Origin of the sequence: Micromonospora sp. NPDC049891, assembly GCF_040660295.1 — a bacterium.
Taxonomy (GTDB): Bacteria; Actinomycetota; Actinomycetes; order Mycobacteriales; family Micromonosporaceae; genus Micromonospora.
This window is the reverse complement of record NZ_JBFAML010000020.1, coordinates 84,731-99,127: the sequence shown is the minus strand read 5'-3', so window position 1 is coordinate 99,127 and position 14,397 is coordinate 84,731. Positions and strand designations below refer to the sequence as shown.

Genomic DNA, 14,397 nt, shown 5'->3' with positions numbered 1-14,397 from the left:
CGCCTAGGGTCGTTGACATGTCATCGAGCGCTACGAACGACCTCCGGGTCCTCGTCATCACCGCCAGCAGCCGTCCCGGCCGGCTCGGGCCCGCGATCACCGACTGGTTCGTCCGGACCGTCCGGCCGGACGCCGCGTCCGACGCGGTCACTGTCGACGTCGCCGACCTGGCCGACATCGCGCTGCCGTTGCTCGACGAACCCGAGCATCCCGCCAGCGGCAGTTACCAGCACGAGCACACCCGCCGGTGGAGCCGCACCGTCGCTGCCGCCGACGCCTTCGTGGTGGTGACGCCCGAGTACAACTTCGGCATGCCAGCGGTGCTGAAGAACGCCTTCGACTTCCTCTACCACGAGTGGGCATGGAAGCCGGTGGCCTTCGTCAGTTACGGCAACACCTCCGCCGGCACCCGGTCGGCGCAGATGGCGAAGCAGGTCGTCACGACGCTGCGGATGATGCCGATCGGCGCGACTGTCGCCCTGCGCATCGCGGACAGCGTCCACGACGGTCGGGTGGCCGGATCCGCAGCGCTCGACGGCGCCGCCCGCGCGCTGCTGGTCGAGCTGAGCCGGGTGGGCCGCGCGCTGCGTCCCCTGCGCGTCGGGAACGACCCGACAGACGCCGACGGACCGGTCGCCGGTCTCACGCTTCGCGAGGCCCGGGCCGACGACATGGCGGAGTTGCTCGTCCTTCAGCGGTGCTGCTGGGTCCAGGAGGCCATCGCCAACGACACCCTCGACCTGGCGCCGCTCCGGGAGACCCTCGATGACCTGCGGGCGTCGATGACGACGTGGCGGTGGTGGTGCGTACGCCGCGACGGCCGCCTCGTCGCGGCGGTGCGTGCCCGGGCGCACCAGCGAGCCTGGCTGATCGGTCGCCTGATGGTGGCGCCCGACCAGGCGGGCAACGGGATCGGCTCCTGGCTGCTGTCGTACGCCGAAGGACAGGCTCCCGAGGGGACCACGCACTACACCCTGTTCACCGGCCACCGCAGCACCCGCAACATCAGCCTGTACGAGCGCGCCGGCTACACCCGCACCGCGACCGACGACACCCCACCGGACAGCGTGCACCTGTCCAAGCCACTCCCCGGCCAGCTGACCAGCGCTGTCCACCACGGTGCCGGTGTGGTGTGATCTCCAGGCATGAGGGTCAGGGTGGTCGGTGCCGGTGTCGTCGGTCTGACCAGCGCACTGCGCCTGGCCCGGGACGGTCATGACGTCGACGTGGTCGCCGCCCGGGTGGGCGACGACACGACGTCGGCTGTCGCCGCAGCGCTCTGGTATCCCTACCGCGCCTATCCGGCGGCGGACGTGACCCGCTGGTCAGCGGTCACCTACGCGACCCTGCGTAGCCTGGCCGCCGATCCGCGCACCGGCGTCCGGATGCGCCTCGGGCGGGAGCTGTTCCGCCGGCCCACCACCGACCCTTGGTGGCGGGAGGCGGTGCCCGAACTGGCCCGGATCACCGCCGAACGACTGCCGACCGGTTATGCCGACGGTTTCGAGCTGACCGTCCCGGTGGCGGACATGGCGGTGCACCTGCCCTGGCTGCTCGGCGAGTTGACCGCCGCCGGGGTGGCGCTGCGCACCGGGCGGTACGACGAACTCGCCGACGCCTTCGTGGGCGTGGACGCCGTGGTCAACTGCACCGGGCTGGGGTCCAGGGAACTGGTCGGCGACATCCACCTCACCCCGGTGCGGGGACAGGTGGTCGTCGTCGCCCAGTTCGGCTTACGCGAGTGGTTGCTCGACCAGTCCGATCCCGAGCACCTGCGCTATGTCGTACCCAGGGGCGACACGGTGCTGCTCGGCGGCACCGCCGACGACGGCGACGAGGACCTGACCGTGCGGGCGGACACGGCCGGCCGCATCCTCGACCGCTGCGCCGAGCTGGTACCGGCGCTGCGCGACGCACGCGTCCTCGGCCACCGGGTCGGCCTGCGACCAGGTCGCCCGAGCGTACGGCTGGAGGTCGACGTCACCGCTCGTGGTCCGGTGGTGCACTGCTACGGTCACGGCGGTGCCGGCGTGACGCTCTCCTACGGCTGCGCCGAGGACGTGGCCCACCTGGTGTCCGGGTTGCGCTGACCTGACACCCGCGAGACGGTCGCCGCAGCGAGGTCACCGTGTCGGCGCCGCAGGCGGCGACCGGTAGGAACGCCGCGCCGTGCTTGTTCAGGCACACCAGCGGCCGCGTCACCCGGACGGTACGGACGGCGGCAGCGTCACGGTGACGGTCAGCCCGCCGTCGGGGCGTGGTTCGGCCTCGGCGGTGCCGCCGTGTGCCCGGGCCACCGCCCGCACGATCGACAGCCCGAGCCCGAAGCCCCTGGTGCCGGCCACCCGCTCCCGGTTGAGCCGCCGGAACGGCTGGAACATCGTCTCCACGTCGTAACTCGGGATCACCGGACCGCTGTTGACCACGATCAGCGTGGGACGCCCGTCCACCTGTCCGGTACGCACCCGCACCCAGCCGTCCGCCGGCACGTTGTGCCGCAACGCGTTCTCCACCAGGTTGAAGGTGAGCCGCTCCAGCAGCACCGGGTCGCCGACCGTGGGGGCCGGTTCCAACGAACGGCGCACCGGAACACCTGGGTACGCGGGCGCCGCCTGCTCGACCACATGGGCGGCGATCTCGGCGAGGTCGACAGCCGCACGCTCGGCCACCTCGCTCTCCGAGTCGGCGAGGGTGAGCAGACCGTCGATCAGCCGTTCGTGCCGCTCGTTCACCGACAGCAACGCCTCGCCGAGGCGACGCACCTCGGCCGGGGCGTCCGGCCGGCTGACCGCCAGCTCCACAAGCGCCCGGTTCAGCGCCAGCGGCGTACGCAGCTCGTGGGAGGCGTTCGCCACGAACCGTCGTTGCCCGTCGAAGGACCGGTCCAGCCGCTCCAGCATCTGGTCGAACGTGTCGGCCAGCTCCCGTACCTCGTCGCGGGGACCGGTCAACGCGATCCGCTCGTGCAAACCACGCCCGGCGGAGCCGGCGCCGGCGATCCGGCGGGCCGTGCCGGTGATCTGGTGCAGCGGTTGCAGCGCCCGGCCGGCGACCAGCCAACCGATCGCCACGGCCGCCGCCGAGACCACCACCAGCGCGATGCCCCCCTGGGTGAGCAGCGACTCCAGGGCGTTGCGCTTCGCCTCGCTCTGCACGTCCTGGATCAGCATGCGGATCTTGTCGAGATCCTCCATCGACGTCGGGATCCGGGTCACCACCGTGGCGCGGTCCGGCAACTCGGCGCGCATCGGCTGCGGCATCCGCTGGTCCACGAGCACGTACGTGACGCCGAGCAGGACGATGCCGGCGAGCAGGAAGAGACCGCCGTAGACCAGGGTGAGGCGGGCCCGCAGAGTCAGCCGCTTCACCGGATCGCGTACCCCGCGCCCGGCACGGTCTCGATCACCGGCGGGTCGCCGAGCTTGCGCCGCAGCTTCATCACGGTGACCCGGACCACGTTCGTGAACGGGTCGATGTGCTCGTCCCACGCCCGCTCCAGCAGCTCCTCGGCGGAGACCACCGCGCCGTCGGCCCGTAGCAACTCGGCCAGCACGGCGAACTCCTTGCGCGACAGCGGCACGTACCGGCCGTCGCGGTGCACCTCGCGGCGTCCCGGGTCCACCACGATGCCGGCCCGGCGCAACGTCGGTGGTGCGGCGGGCCGGGCCCGCCGGGTCAGCGCGTGCACCCGAGCGGCCAGTTCCACAAGCGCGAACGGCTTCACCAGGTAGTCATCGGCGCCGAGGGCGAGGCCGGCCACCCGGTCACGCACCGCCGCGGCCGCGGTGAGCATCAGCACCCGGGTGTCGCCCCCGGAGTCGACGATCGCCCGGCACACGTCGTCGCCGTGCACCACCGGAAGGTCCCGGTCGAGCACCACCACCGTGTACTCGTTGACTCCGAGCCGTTCCAGCGCGGCGTCACCGTCGTACGCCACGTCGACCGCGAACGCCTCCCGGCGCAGCCACTCCGCGATGGCGTCAGCCAACACGTCCTCATCCTCGACCACCAGCACTCGCACCGGTCCATGGTGCCGCGACCGGAGATAACGCCGCCGTAAACGTGATCGGTTACGCCCGCGATACGCCGCGTCGCATGCACTGGTCCGGTGTCCGGCGACAGTCGCCGGACACCGGAAAGGACACCGACGATGCGACGGAGCACGCTAACGCTTCCCGTGCTGCTGATCCTGGTCCTGGCCGGCTGCGCCGGCCAGGACGATGACCGGGCCGGGGTGGCCACGGCCGGCGGCGCCGGCGCGACCGCCTCCGCCTCGGCCAGCGGCGCTGACGGCAGTGACGCCGAGCGACGGCTGGAGTTCGCCCGATGCATGCGGGACAACGGGGTGGAGATGCCCGACCCGGAAAGCGGCAACGGACCGATGTTCCGGTTCGACGGCGACGTCGACCCGAAGCAGGTCGAGGCCGGCATGGAGAAGTGCCGCCAGTTGCTGCCCAACGGTGGGCAGGCGGCGCAACTCGACGCCGAGCAGCTCGAGCAGATGCGGGTGATGGCCCGGTGCATGCGCGAGAACGGGGTGCCGGACTTCCCGGACCCGGCAGCGGACGGCCGGATCCAGATCCAGCGGGACGCCCTGCGGATCGACCCGGACGATCCGGCGTTCCGCTCCGCCCTGGAGGCGTGCCGTCAGCACGCCCCGCAGTTCGGGGGCGGCCGGTGACCCGCCGTACCCGCCTGCCCGCCGCCGGTGGTGTGGCGCTGGTCCTCGTCGCCGGGGCCGGCGTGGCCGCCGCGGTCGGCTTCGGTGGCGGCTCCGGCGACGACTCCGCCGAGGCCCGCACCGGGACGCCCGGCAGCGCCACCGTCACCCGGCAGACCCTCGCCGACGGCGAGACCGTCGATGGCGAACTGGGCTACGGGCCCAGCCGGACCGCGACCAGCCGGCTGCCCGGCACGCTCACCGCACTGGCCGACACCGGCACGACCGTGGCACGGGGGAAGACCCTCTACGCCGTCGACAACGATCCGGTGGTTCTGCTGTACGGGCGGCTGCCCGCCTACCGGACGCTGCAACCCGGCGTCGAGGGTTCCGACGTCCGGCAGCTGGAACGGAACCTGGAGGCACTCGGCTACTCCGGCTTCACCGTCGACGACGCGTACACCTGGGCCACCGCCGAGGCGGTCCGTGCCTGGCAGGAGGACCTCGGTGTGCCGGAGACCGGTCGCGTCGAGCTGGGCCGCATCGAGTTCGCCGACGGCGCCGTCCGGGTGGAGGGTCACCAGTTGGAGGTGGGCGCGGCCGTCCAGCCGGGGCAGGCGGTGCTCACCTACACCGGCACCCGCCGGCTGATCACCGTCGAACTCGACGTCGACGACAGACGTCTGGCCGAACGTGGCACGGCGGTGCAGGTCACCCTGCCCGACGGCCGACCGGTGGCGGGGAAGGTCGACAGGGTCGAGACGGTGATCCGTAACGGGTCGGCGGACGCCGGTGGTGACACCGGCGCCGAGACGAGAATCGAGGTGACAGTCGCGGTCGATGACCAGAAGGCGCTGGCCGGGTTCGACCGGGCGTCCGCCGAGATCACCTTCACCGCCAGCGAGCGCACGGACGTGCTGACCGTACCGGTGGCCGCGCTGTTGGCGCTCGCCGAGGGCGGCTACGGGCTGGAGGTCCTCGACGAGGGGTCCAGCCGGATCGTCGCGGTGACCACCGGGCTGTTCGCCGACGGCAGGGTCGAGGTCAGCGGCGACGGGATCGCCGAGGGCACCACCGTCGGGATGCCCCGGTGAGCGGCGACGTGGTCGTGCTCGACCAGGTCGGCAAGCGGTACGCCGGCGCGGTGGTCGCGCTCGCCGACGTGTCGCTGCGCATCGGGTACGGCGAGTTGGTGGCGATCGTCGGTCCCTCCGGCTCCGGCAAGTCGACGATGCTCAACGTGATCGGCACGCTGGACCAGCCGACCTCGGGCACGGTGGTGATCGACGGTCACGACGTGGCGCGGCTGTCCGACCGGCGGCTCTCCGCGCTGCGCGCCACCCGGATCGGCTTCGTGTTCCAGCAGTTTCACCTGGCCCCCGGCGTACCGGTGGTGGACAACGTGGCGGACGGACTGCTCTATGCCGGCGTACCTCGTCGGGAGCGGCGGCGGCGTGCGGAGGCCGCACTGGACCGGGTCGGTCTCGGGCACCGGCTCGGGCACCGGCCGCACGAACTCTCCGGCGGCGAACGGCAGCGGGTCGCGGTGGCTCGTGCGGTCGTCGGCGAGCCCGCCGTACTGCTTGCCGACGAGCCGACCGGCAACCTCGACACCGGCTCCGGGGCGGCCGTGCTCGACCTGCTGTACGAGCTGCACCGGGCCGGGACCACGGTTGTCGTGATCACCCACGACCGGGAGATCGCCGCAGCCCTGCCACGGCAGGTGCGGATGCGTGACGGGCGGATCCGCGCGGACTCGCGGCTCGTGTCGAGCGGGGTGAGCTGACATGTCCATGACGTTCGAGAACCGATCGACCGACCGGCTCACTCCAGCCCGGATGCCGACCGCCGATGTGGTCCGGGTGGGTGGGGTCGGGCTCCGGACCCGCCCGCTGCGGGCGTTCCTCTCCGCGCTGGGCATCGCCATCGGCATCGCGGCCATGATCTCCGTGGTCGGCATCTCGTCGTCCTCGCGTGCCGAACTGGACCGCACCCTGGCCGCGCTCGGCACCAACCTGCTCACCGTGTCGCCGGGCCGGACCATCTTCGGCGCCGACGCCAGACTGCCCGACGAGTCGGTGGCGATGATCGGCCGGATCGGTCCGGTGACCCAGGTGGCTGCCACCGGTCAGGTCGCCGACGCGAAGGTCTACCGCACCGACCACATCCCGCAGGCGGAGACCGGTGGCGTTGCCGTGCGGGCGACGCAGCTCGGACTCCTGGACACCGTCGGCGCCGAAGTGGCCAGTGGTACCTGGCTCAACGAGGCCACCGCCCGGTACCCGGCGGTGGTGCTCGGCGCGACCACCGCCGAACGGCTCGGGCTCGGTGTCGCCGGGCCGGACGTGCAGGTGTGGCTCGGTGGTCGCTGGTTCACCGTGGTGGGCATCCTCGCTCCGGCACCGCTGGCACCGGAGCTGGACAACTCCGCCCTGGTCGGCTGGGCCGTCGCCGCGAACCACCTGGGCTTCGACGGTCACCCGACCACCGTCTACACCCGAGCCGAAGCCGACCAGGTCGAGGCGGTCCGAGCGGTGCTCGGGGCGACCGCCAACCCGGAGGCGCCGAACGAGGTCGACGTCTCCCGCCCCTCGGACGCGTTGGCCGCGGCTCAGGCCACCGACGAGACGTTCACCGCGCTGCTGCTCGGACTGGGCGCGGTCGCCCTGCTCGTCGGTGGCGTCGGGGTGGCCAACACCATGGTCATTTCAGTCCTGGAGCGGCGATCGGAGATCGGACTACGCCGCTCGCTCGGTGCTACCCGGGGGCAGATACGCACCCAGTTCCTCGCCGAATCGCTGCTGCTGTCGGCCCTCGGCGGAGCCGGTGGAGTGCTGCTGGGCATCCTGGTGACCGCCGGGTACGCGCTCTCCCAGGGCTGGCCGACGGTGGTGCCGGCGTGGGCGACCACCGGCGGTGTGCTCGCGACGCTGCTCATCGGCGGCCTCGCCGGCCTGTACCCGGCGGTCCGCGCCTCCCGCCTCTCCCCCACCGAGGCCCTGGCGACGACCTGAGCCGGTCGTCCACCGGGCCGCCTCCGCACCACTGTCGACGCCGCAGGTGCCCGGGTCTGCTTCCGGGCACCTGCGGCGTCACCGTCACAGGGTGCTGCTCAGCACCTGCCGCAGACGTTCAGCCATCGCCCGGTAGCCGCGGGCGTTGGGGTGGATCCGTGAAACTAGGCAGGCGGCCACGCCTGTGGCCCGTGGTCGCCGACGTCCTCGGTGAGCCGGCGGGCCATCGCGGTGCGGGAGCGGACCTGAAGCTTGGCGAAGACCCGGTTCAGGTGGGACTCGATGGTCCGTGGGCTGAGATAGAGCCGCGCGGCGATCTCCTTGTTGCTCAGGCCGGTCGTCGCCAAGCCGGCGATCTCCCGCTCCCGGGCGGTGAGGACGGCATCGCCAGGCGAGCGCGCGGGGCGGGTCGGGCCAGCGGCACGGTGGCCGGCGAGCACGGCTGCGGCCCACCCGGCGCCGCAGGCCCGGTAACCGGTCTCGGCACGGTCGAACGCCGCGGCGCCGGGGCCGTGCCGGCCAGCGACGAGGTACGCGGCACCGGCGAGGTGATGGGACAACGCCTCCTCCATCGGCGTACCGGCCGCGACGAAGCTGGCCGCCGCGTCCTCGGCCAGCCGCGTCGCCCGGTCCGGTCCCTCCATCCGGTAGGCGGTGAACGCCCGCGCGAACCGGGACAGTCCGACCTCGTACGGCAGGCCGGCGGCCGTGGCCCGTCGCTCCGCCCGCTCACCGACCTCGGTGGCCGTGGCATGGTCACCCCGCCCGACGGCGGCGACGGCCGCGACCAGATCCCGCGCCACCAGCACCGGTGGGTGCCTCGACGGCGGTGTCGCCGGCTCGGCGAGCAGGTCGGCACAACCACCCCAGTCACCCGCGACCGCCCGGGCCAGGGCCAGCTCCACCCGGTTGATCCGCCACCACGCCCGGGACCGTGGCGGCCCGGCCACCGGGTCAGGCCCGTCGCCGTTCCGGCCGTCACGGTTCAGGCCGTCACGGTTCAGGCCGGGGGCGGCCAGACCGGCGGTGGCGAGGGCCGCGGCCGGGCCGGCGGTCCACAGCACCGGGCGCAGGCGGACCGCCGCCGCCATCGCACCCATCTCCGTACTGCCCACCCGCTCGGCGGCCAGTTGCGCCTCCTCCGCGGCCAGCACCGCACGGGTGAGCCGACCAGCGCGGGTGTGCACCAGAGACTCCATCACGAGCAGGTACGGCGAGGCGCTGCTCGGTCCGAGGCCGTCCAGGATCCGTCTCGCCCGGGTGAGGTGCCGGTCGGCGTCGGTGAAGTTGCCCAACTGGATCTCCACCAGCGCCAGCGGTGAGACGATCTCGACGTAGGGGCGCAGGTCCGCGTCGCTTGTGGCGTCCACGGCGACGACGGCGGCAGCGAGCTGTTCGCGCGCGGACCGGGCGCTGCCGAGGTACAGCGTGGCGAGCGCCCGCAACGTCCGGGCCGCCGCCACGAGCACCGAGCGACGCTCGTCCAACAGTTCCAGTGCCCGCTGCGCATGGTGCACCGCCGAGATCGGCTCCTCCCGGAACGCGTCCACAGCCGCCAGTTCCACGTGCAGCTTCGCCTCCTCGACCGGGTCGAGCCCGCCCCGACCGAGTTGTGCGCCGAGCGTCGCGGCCGCCTCGGCGAAGTCGCCGAGCTGCCGGGCCACCGCCACACTGAACGTCTCGGCCCGGGTCTGTACCGGACCTCCGGCGCGGCGCAGCCGCTGGAGCACCTCGCGGCTGCGGGCCAGTTCACCGCTGCGGCCGAGGGCACGGGCGTACCACATCGCCACCTCGGCACGCCGCTCGTCATGTGGACCGGTGTCCGGCATGATGCGCAGCGCGGTACCGAGCCAGCGGGCCGCCTGAGCGGGTGCTTCGTGCGCGAACGCGACACCCGCCTCGACCAACGTGGCCACCGCGGTCTCGTCGCCGTGGCGGGCGGAGCGTTCCGTGTGGTGGGCCACCAGTTGCCGGGACGCCCGCCGGCCGCGCAGGTAGCCGGCGGTGCGGGTGTGCGCTTCGAACCGCCAGGCCGCGCCGGTCAACGCGTACGCCGAGGCCCGCATCAGCGGGTGCCGGTAGCGCAACCGACCGCCGTCCGCGTCGAGCAGCCCGAGCCGTCCGAGCTGGTCGACCGCTGCGGTGACCACGGGCACCGGCAGGCCGGACACGTGTCCGACGAGGTCGATCGTGGTGTGGTCACCGACCACCGCGGCGATGTGAGCCACCCGCTGCACGGGCAGCTGCTGGGCGGTGATCTCCGCAGCCAGTCCGGCCAGCACGGACCGTCGCGATCCGGCGAGGCAGTCGGCGTCGACCGGATCGCGCCGCCGGGCCAGTGTCGCCAGACCGTCCAGTTCGTCGTCGGCCAGCCGACACAGCGCCTGGATGTACAACGGGTTGCCGAGACTGGCCCGCATGATCAGCTCCCGGCGGCGACGTGGCACGCCGGCCAGCAGCACGTCGAGACTGGCCTCGTCCAGGGGTGGCAGGTCGATGAGGGTGGCCGCCGGGCCGAGCCGCGCGATGGCGTTGACCAGCCTCGCCGGTGGGCAGGCGCTGCGGAACGCCACCGCGAGCAGCATCGGCACCGGCGGGGGTTTGCCGATCAGATGCTCGGTCAGCTCCAGCGACGCCGAGTCGGCCCAGTGCACGTCGTCCAGCAGCAGCGCGGCACCGGGTGCCGGTGCCTGGGCGAGCATCCGTCGCACCACCGCCGGCATGGAGGGCTGCGCCACCTCGCCCGGCCCGCTGCTGCCTGGTTCCACCATGTCGGCGTAGATCCCGAAGGGCACCCCCTGCTCGTACTGGGTGGCCCGGCCGACGCGGACCAGCAGCCCGGCGTCGGCGGCCCGCCGTGCCAGCTCACGGAGAATCCGCGTCTTGCCGAGGCCCGCCTCGCCGCACACCTCAACCGCCACGGATCGTCCGGTGAGCACGGTGGCCACCGCTCGATCCAGCGCCTTCAGCTCGGCTACCCGGCCCACCAGCACCGGATCGTGTTCGAATCCCACCTCTCGGCTGGCCGTCATCTCGCCTCCCCACGGGGAGTGTCACAGCGACAGCCATCGGTGACCATCAACTATCGGCCTGATCGTTTTCGGGGTCGTCGGCCGGGCCGGCCGTCGCCGGTTCACTCGATGTCGACCTCGATCTGCGGCGTGCTGAGCAGCGTGTTGTGTACGGTGCAGTGGCTCGCCACGGCCCGCAACGCGGGCCACCTGTCCGGCGGCAGGTCCGTCGGCGGCCGTACGGTGATCCGGATGGCGGCGACCCGGGCCGGTCGGTCGGTGGCCATCTCGAACGACGCGGTCACCGCCAGCCCGGTGCGGTCGTACCCGTGCCGGCTGAGGTAACGCCCGGCGTAGTACGCGACGCAGGCGGCGAGCGAGGCGGCGAACAGCTCCGTGGGACTGGGTGCGGTGTCGGCACCGCCCGCGTCGACCGGTTGGTCGGCGAGCAGCCGGTGATCGCGGACCCTGATCTCGTACGCTTCCCCGGCGCGGAACCGCACGTCGATCGGGTCCAGGCCGACTCCGGTGTTCCTGGCTGTCATGGCCCCTCCTCGCGGTACGTCTCCCCTCCATCCCAGCCCTGGGCGGGCGCGCTTGGCAGGGCCATTGGACCTGCTGGCGGACCCCGGTCCGATCGGGCCGGCGCGGGCAACCCGGTCCGGCAGGTCGACGGCGGTGCCGTCGTCGACAGTTGCGGATCTGACCGAGTGACCCAGTGCTGCTCTGCCGGTGGGTCAGGTGGTTCCCCACTGGCCACGGTGGATGACCGCGCTGGCGTCCCGGCGACGCGCGGCGACGGCCGGGTTCCGCGGCGGGAGGTCGTCGGCTCGGTAGCCGACACAGATACCGCCGATCGGTGCGTACTCGTCGGGGATGCCGAACTCCGCCTTGAAGGCGGCCGTGTGCGCCGGAACGTCGACCTCCGGTCGGAAGTCCTCACCGGTTGCCGGCATGATGCCGAAGAAGCAGGCGTCCAGGCCTTCGTCGACGGCCGTGAGCAGCATCATCAGCGCCGCCATACCGGTGTCGACGTACCAGCAGGGTGCCGGCCAGCGGGCCTCGGACCGATCGGCCCAGCCCTTGTCGGCCTCGGCGTACCGGGCGAGGTAGGCCGCCTTGTGCGCGAGCGGTACGACCACGAGGGGCGCGTTCTGCATCGTGAAGGGGCGATCCTGCCACCGTGGCCTGACCGCCACCAGATCCAGCCAGTGCCACCAGCCGCCGCTACCGACCACAGCCAGCCAGCCCGGACAAGCCGGTCCCGCTCGGTGCGCTGACTCGACAGACGCGAAGCGACGCTGGTGGTCAAGGTTCGGCCGCCCGTACGATCGGGGAGTGCGTGAGCTGCTGCGATCGTGGTGGCATGAGCCACGCCCGGCCGGTCCGCCGCGCGGATGGCGGGACTGGCTGCTGGTTGCCCTGTTCGCGACGACAGCCCTGCTGGAAGGGCTCGTGCGGTCGGACCTGCCGGCACCGACGCTCGTGCCGGTCCTGATCGGAGTCGGCCTGGCCCCGGTGCTGCTCTGGCGACGGACCAGGCCGCTGCTCATGGCCGCGGTCGCCTTCCCGGTCTGCGCCGCCGGCGAGGCCTTGGTGGGCGGCGACCTCAACCTGCACACGCTGGCCTTCCTGCTGATCCTGGTGTTCTCGCTGTCGCGGTGGGGCTCGGGACGCGAGGCCGTCTTCGGAGCGGCCATCGTCGCCGCGAAGATCGCGCTGTCGACGTCGGCAGGTCACCTCGGTCCGGGCGACGCGCTGGCCGGGGCCGCGGTGGTCTCGGCCGCGCTGGCCCTGGGAGCCGCGCTGCGCTACCGGGCACGAGCCCGGCAACGCGAGTTCGAGCAGGTCAAGCTGCTGGAGCGGGAGCGGCTGGCCCGCGACCTGCACGACACGGTCGCCCATCACGTGTCCGCGATGGCGATCCGGGCCCAGGCCGGGCTGGCCGTGCTCGACACGCAACCCGCCGCTGCCGCCGACGCGCTGCGGATCATCGAGGCCGAGGCGAGTCGGGCGCTTGTCGAGATGCGCGCGATGGTGCGGGTGTTACGCCGCGACGAGCCGGCCGACCGGACGCCGGCTCCCCGCATCGCCGACCTCGAACATCTGGCCAGCGGCGCCGCTCACGGCCCACCGGTCGAGGTGGACCTGGTCGGCGACCTCGACGGGTTACCGGCCCCGGTGGCCACCGCGATCTACCGACTGGCCCAGGAGTCGGTCACCAACGCCCGCCGGCACGCGCGACACGCCACGCGCATCATCGTGCGGGTCGCCTGCGACGACGAGCTGGTGCAGCTACGGGTGAGCGACGACGGGGAGGGGCCGAGCTCACGCGGGTTCGGGCCCACCGGCTTCGGGCTGATCGGGATGCGGGAGCGGGCCCACCTGCTGGGCGGCTCGGTCGACGCCGGGCCGAACCTCGACCGCGGCTGGACGGTCACCGCGACACTGCCGCGCACGGCTGCGGCGTGAGCCGACGCGCCGAGGCGGCGACCAACTGTCATTCGAGGTCGCGAAGCAGGTGCGGCGCGCTGATCACTGACACCGGCCGGTCAGGTCAGCTCGGCCGGGGCCCGGGCTGTCAACTCGTCACACCGGACGGCCGGTTCCGCACTCCTCCACTCGGCCGGTCGCGCGGCCTCAGCCGGGTTCGCGCCGCCGTCACCCCGAACGCCGGCAATCAGGTCGGCCGTGGTGTGGGCCCGGATACCGAGCGGCGCACTGTCGGTGAACCGCGCGACGACCGCTCGGACGTGCTGCTCGGCGGGTTGCGCGAGACCGTCGTACACGGCCGCGAACAGTTCCCGGGCCGGCTGCCTGAGCCAGCCGGGCGGCAGCAGCTCCACCGGCAGCTGCGGGTCGAGGGTGGGGAACCGACGGAAGGTGTCCATCACCTCGGTCCGCGCTCGGACCGCTGCGGCACCGTCGACCTGCCCGGACCTGACCAGGGGCAGCAGCGACGTCCAGCTCTCCAGGAACGCCGCGTAATGCCCGGTGATGGCGTCGATGTCCCAGGCCTCGATGGGGGCACGGTCACTCACCGAACCCAGCGCGCTCTGCCGGCCGCGAAAAACCGTCACGGTGCCGAGGGTCAGCTGTTCGAGCTGTGCCCGCGCCCGCGGCGTCAGTTCGTACGGCGAGATCCACAGACCGTCGTACAGCGGTGCGTACCCGAGCCAGCGGAGCTGGCTGCGCAGGGCCCGGCGCTGCGCGCTCCGATCCTGTGGCAGTGAGAAGGCCACGATCGTCCAGCATCCGTCCCACGGCACCGCGGCCGTGGCGGAGGTGAGGATCCAGTTGCCTCCGGAGGAGAGGTTGGCGGCGGCGGCCCGGCTGAGCCGGTACGAGCTGCGGCGGCCGTGCCGACTGCCTTCGAGCACACCACGCCGGGCCAGCCGGCTGATCGCGGTACGGGCACCGGCGGTGGTCACCCCGGACTCGGTGAGCAGGGCGACGATGGCGGCGGAGGGAAGCGCGGCGCGGGTGCGCAGGGTGTAGTCCGCAAGCAGCGTCATGGCGAAACCCTGGGGCGAGTTCCCCACCTGTCGCCGCGGCAGCCGGAGCGAGTTGCTCCCGTCGTCGGAGTAAATCTCCTCGATGTGGAACGGGCTAGTCACGGGCGCTCCGGACTCGACTCGGGGACGGGGTATCGACTGTAGATGGACGCCGATGAGCCGATCCGCCGGCCAGGCCGGAACGATGGCCACAGTTG

General features: G+C 72.8%; 13 protein-coding genes. 7 read left to right on the top strand and 6 right to left on the bottom strand.

Annotated elements, in window-relative coordinates; genetic code table 11:
* Nucleotides 1-17 precede the first annotated feature (17 nt).
* Together AB0I71_RS23215 and AB0I71_RS23210 are read left to right on the top strand one after the other, a co-directional pair.
* Complete coding sequence (locus AB0I71_RS23215; protein ID WP_357587873.1) at nt 18-1,136, top strand: bifunctional NAD(P)H-dependent oxidoreductase/GNAT family N-acetyltransferase; 1,119 nt, start codon at nt 18-20, stop codon at nt 1,134-1,136.
* 9 nt (nt 1,137-1,145) lie between these two features.
* Nucleotides 1,146-2,090: an FAD-dependent oxidoreductase gene (locus tag AB0I71_RS23210; protein WP_357587871.1), complete on the top strand. Its 945-nt coding sequence runs from the start codon at nt 1,146-1,148 to the stop codon at nt 2,088-2,090.
* Nucleotides 2,091-2,198: 108 nt separating this feature from the next.
* On the opposite strand, the gene AB0I71_RS23205 is transcribed toward AB0I71_RS23210, so the two are convergent.
* On the bottom strand, nt 2,199-3,368 hold the full coding sequence (locus AB0I71_RS23205) for a HAMP domain-containing sensor histidine kinase (RefSeq protein WP_357587869.1): 1,170 nt from the start codon (nt 3,366-3,368) through the stop codon (nt 2,199-2,201).
* Nucleotides 3,365-4,021 (bottom strand): response regulator transcription factor, encoded by a 657-nt coding sequence (locus AB0I71_RS23200; RefSeq protein WP_357587867.1) that lies wholly within the window; start codon nt 4,019-4,021, stop codon nt 3,365-3,367. Before AB0I71_RS23200 ends, AB0I71_RS23205 begins: the two co-directional genes overlap by 4 nt.
* Before the next feature lie 129 nt (nt 4,022-4,150).
* On the opposite strand from AB0I71_RS23200, the gene AB0I71_RS23195 reads away from it, so the two are divergent.
* The 4 genes from AB0I71_RS23195 to AB0I71_RS23180 are packed head-to-tail and all read left to right on the top strand — an operon-like array spanning nt 4,151 to nt 7,674.
* On the top strand, nt 4,151-4,681 hold the full coding sequence (locus AB0I71_RS23195; RefSeq protein ID WP_357587865.1) for a hypothetical protein: 531 nt from the start codon (nt 4,151-4,153) through the stop codon (nt 4,679-4,681).
* Complete coding sequence (locus AB0I71_RS23190; RefSeq protein WP_357587863.1) at nt 4,678-5,754, top strand: peptidoglycan-binding protein; 1,077 nt, start codon at nt 4,678-4,680, stop codon at nt 5,752-5,754. Before AB0I71_RS23195 ends, AB0I71_RS23190 begins: the two co-directional genes overlap by 4 nt.
* A gap of 8 nt (nt 5,755-5,762) precedes the next feature.
* Nucleotides 5,763-6,446: an ABC transporter ATP-binding protein gene (locus AB0I71_RS23185; RefSeq protein WP_357587906.1), complete on the top strand. Its 684-nt coding sequence runs from the start codon at nt 5,763-5,765 to the stop codon at nt 6,444-6,446.
* 1 nt (nt 6,447) lies between these two features.
* Nucleotides 6,448-7,674: an ABC transporter permease gene (locus AB0I71_RS23180; protein WP_357587861.1), complete on the top strand. Its 1,227-nt coding sequence runs from the start codon at nt 6,448-6,450 to the stop codon at nt 7,672-7,674.
* Between the two features lie 164 nt (nt 7,675-7,838).
* On the opposite strand, the gene AB0I71_RS23175 is transcribed toward AB0I71_RS23180, so the two are convergent.
* The 3 genes from AB0I71_RS23175 to AB0I71_RS23165 all read right to left on the bottom strand — a co-directional run bounded on the left by AB0I71_RS23175 (nt 7,839) and on the right by AB0I71_RS23165 (nt 11,845).
* Nucleotides 7,839-10,706 (bottom strand): AAA family ATPase, encoded by a 2,868-nt coding sequence (locus AB0I71_RS23175; protein ID WP_357587859.1) that lies wholly within the window; start codon nt 10,704-10,706, stop codon nt 7,839-7,841.
* A gap of 101 nt (nt 10,707-10,807) precedes the next feature.
* On the bottom strand, nt 10,808-11,230 hold the full coding sequence (locus AB0I71_RS23170; protein ID WP_357587857.1) for an OsmC family protein: 423 nt from the start codon (nt 11,228-11,230) through the stop codon (nt 10,808-10,810).
* A 192-nt stretch (nt 11,231-11,422) separates the two neighbouring features.
* Nucleotides 11,423-11,845 (bottom strand): nitroreductase family protein, encoded by a 423-nt coding sequence (locus tag AB0I71_RS23165; RefSeq protein ID WP_357587855.1) that lies wholly within the window; start codon nt 11,843-11,845, stop codon nt 11,423-11,425.
* A 178-nt stretch (nt 11,846-12,023) separates the two neighbouring features.
* Between AB0I71_RS23165 and AB0I71_RS23160 the strand changes: the two genes are divergently transcribed.
* Nucleotides 12,024-13,157 carry a sensor histidine kinase gene (locus AB0I71_RS23160; protein ID WP_357587853.1) on the top strand — a complete coding sequence of 378 codons (1,134 nt, stop codon included), beginning with the start codon at nt 12,024-12,026 and terminating at the stop codon, nt 13,155-13,157.
* Between the two features lie 80 nt (nt 13,158-13,237).
* On the opposite strand, the gene AB0I71_RS23155 is transcribed toward AB0I71_RS23160, so the two are convergent.
* A complete protein-coding gene (locus AB0I71_RS23155) occupies nt 13,238-14,302 on the bottom strand; it encodes a PaaX family transcriptional regulator C-terminal domain-containing protein (protein WP_357587851.1) in 1,065 nt (354 codons plus the stop codon).
* Nucleotides 14,303-14,397 lie beyond the last annotated feature (95 nt).

What these genes read in the sequence shown, in the direction of transcription:
- AB0I71_RS23170 (WP_357587857.1), bottom strand. Translation starts at nt 11,230, where the DNA reads ATGACAGCCAGGAACACCGGAGTCGGCCTGGACCCGATCGACGTGCGG.
- AB0I71_RS23195 (WP_357587865.1), top strand. Translation starts at nt 4,151, where the DNA reads ATGCGACGGAGCACGCTAACGCTTCCCGTGCTGCTGATCCTGGTCCTG.
- AB0I71_RS23175 (WP_357587859.1), bottom strand. Translation starts at nt 10,706, where the DNA reads ATGACGGCCAGCCGAGAGGTGGGATTCGAACACGATCCGGTGCTGGTG.
- AB0I71_RS23210 (WP_357587871.1), top strand. Translation starts at nt 1,146, where the DNA reads ATGAGGGTCAGGGTGGTCGGTGCCGGTGTCGTCGGTCTGACCAGCGCA.
- AB0I71_RS23215 (WP_357587873.1), top strand. Translation starts at nt 18, where the DNA reads ATGTCATCGAGCGCTACGAACGACCTCCGGGTCCTCGTCATCACCGCC.
- AB0I71_RS23165 (WP_357587855.1), bottom strand. Translation starts at nt 11,845, where the DNA reads ATGCAGAACGCGCCCCTCGTGGTCGTACCGCTCGCGCACAAGGCGGCC.
- AB0I71_RS23180 (WP_357587861.1), top strand. Translation starts at nt 6,448, where the DNA reads ATGTCCATGACGTTCGAGAACCGATCGACCGACCGGCTCACTCCAGCC.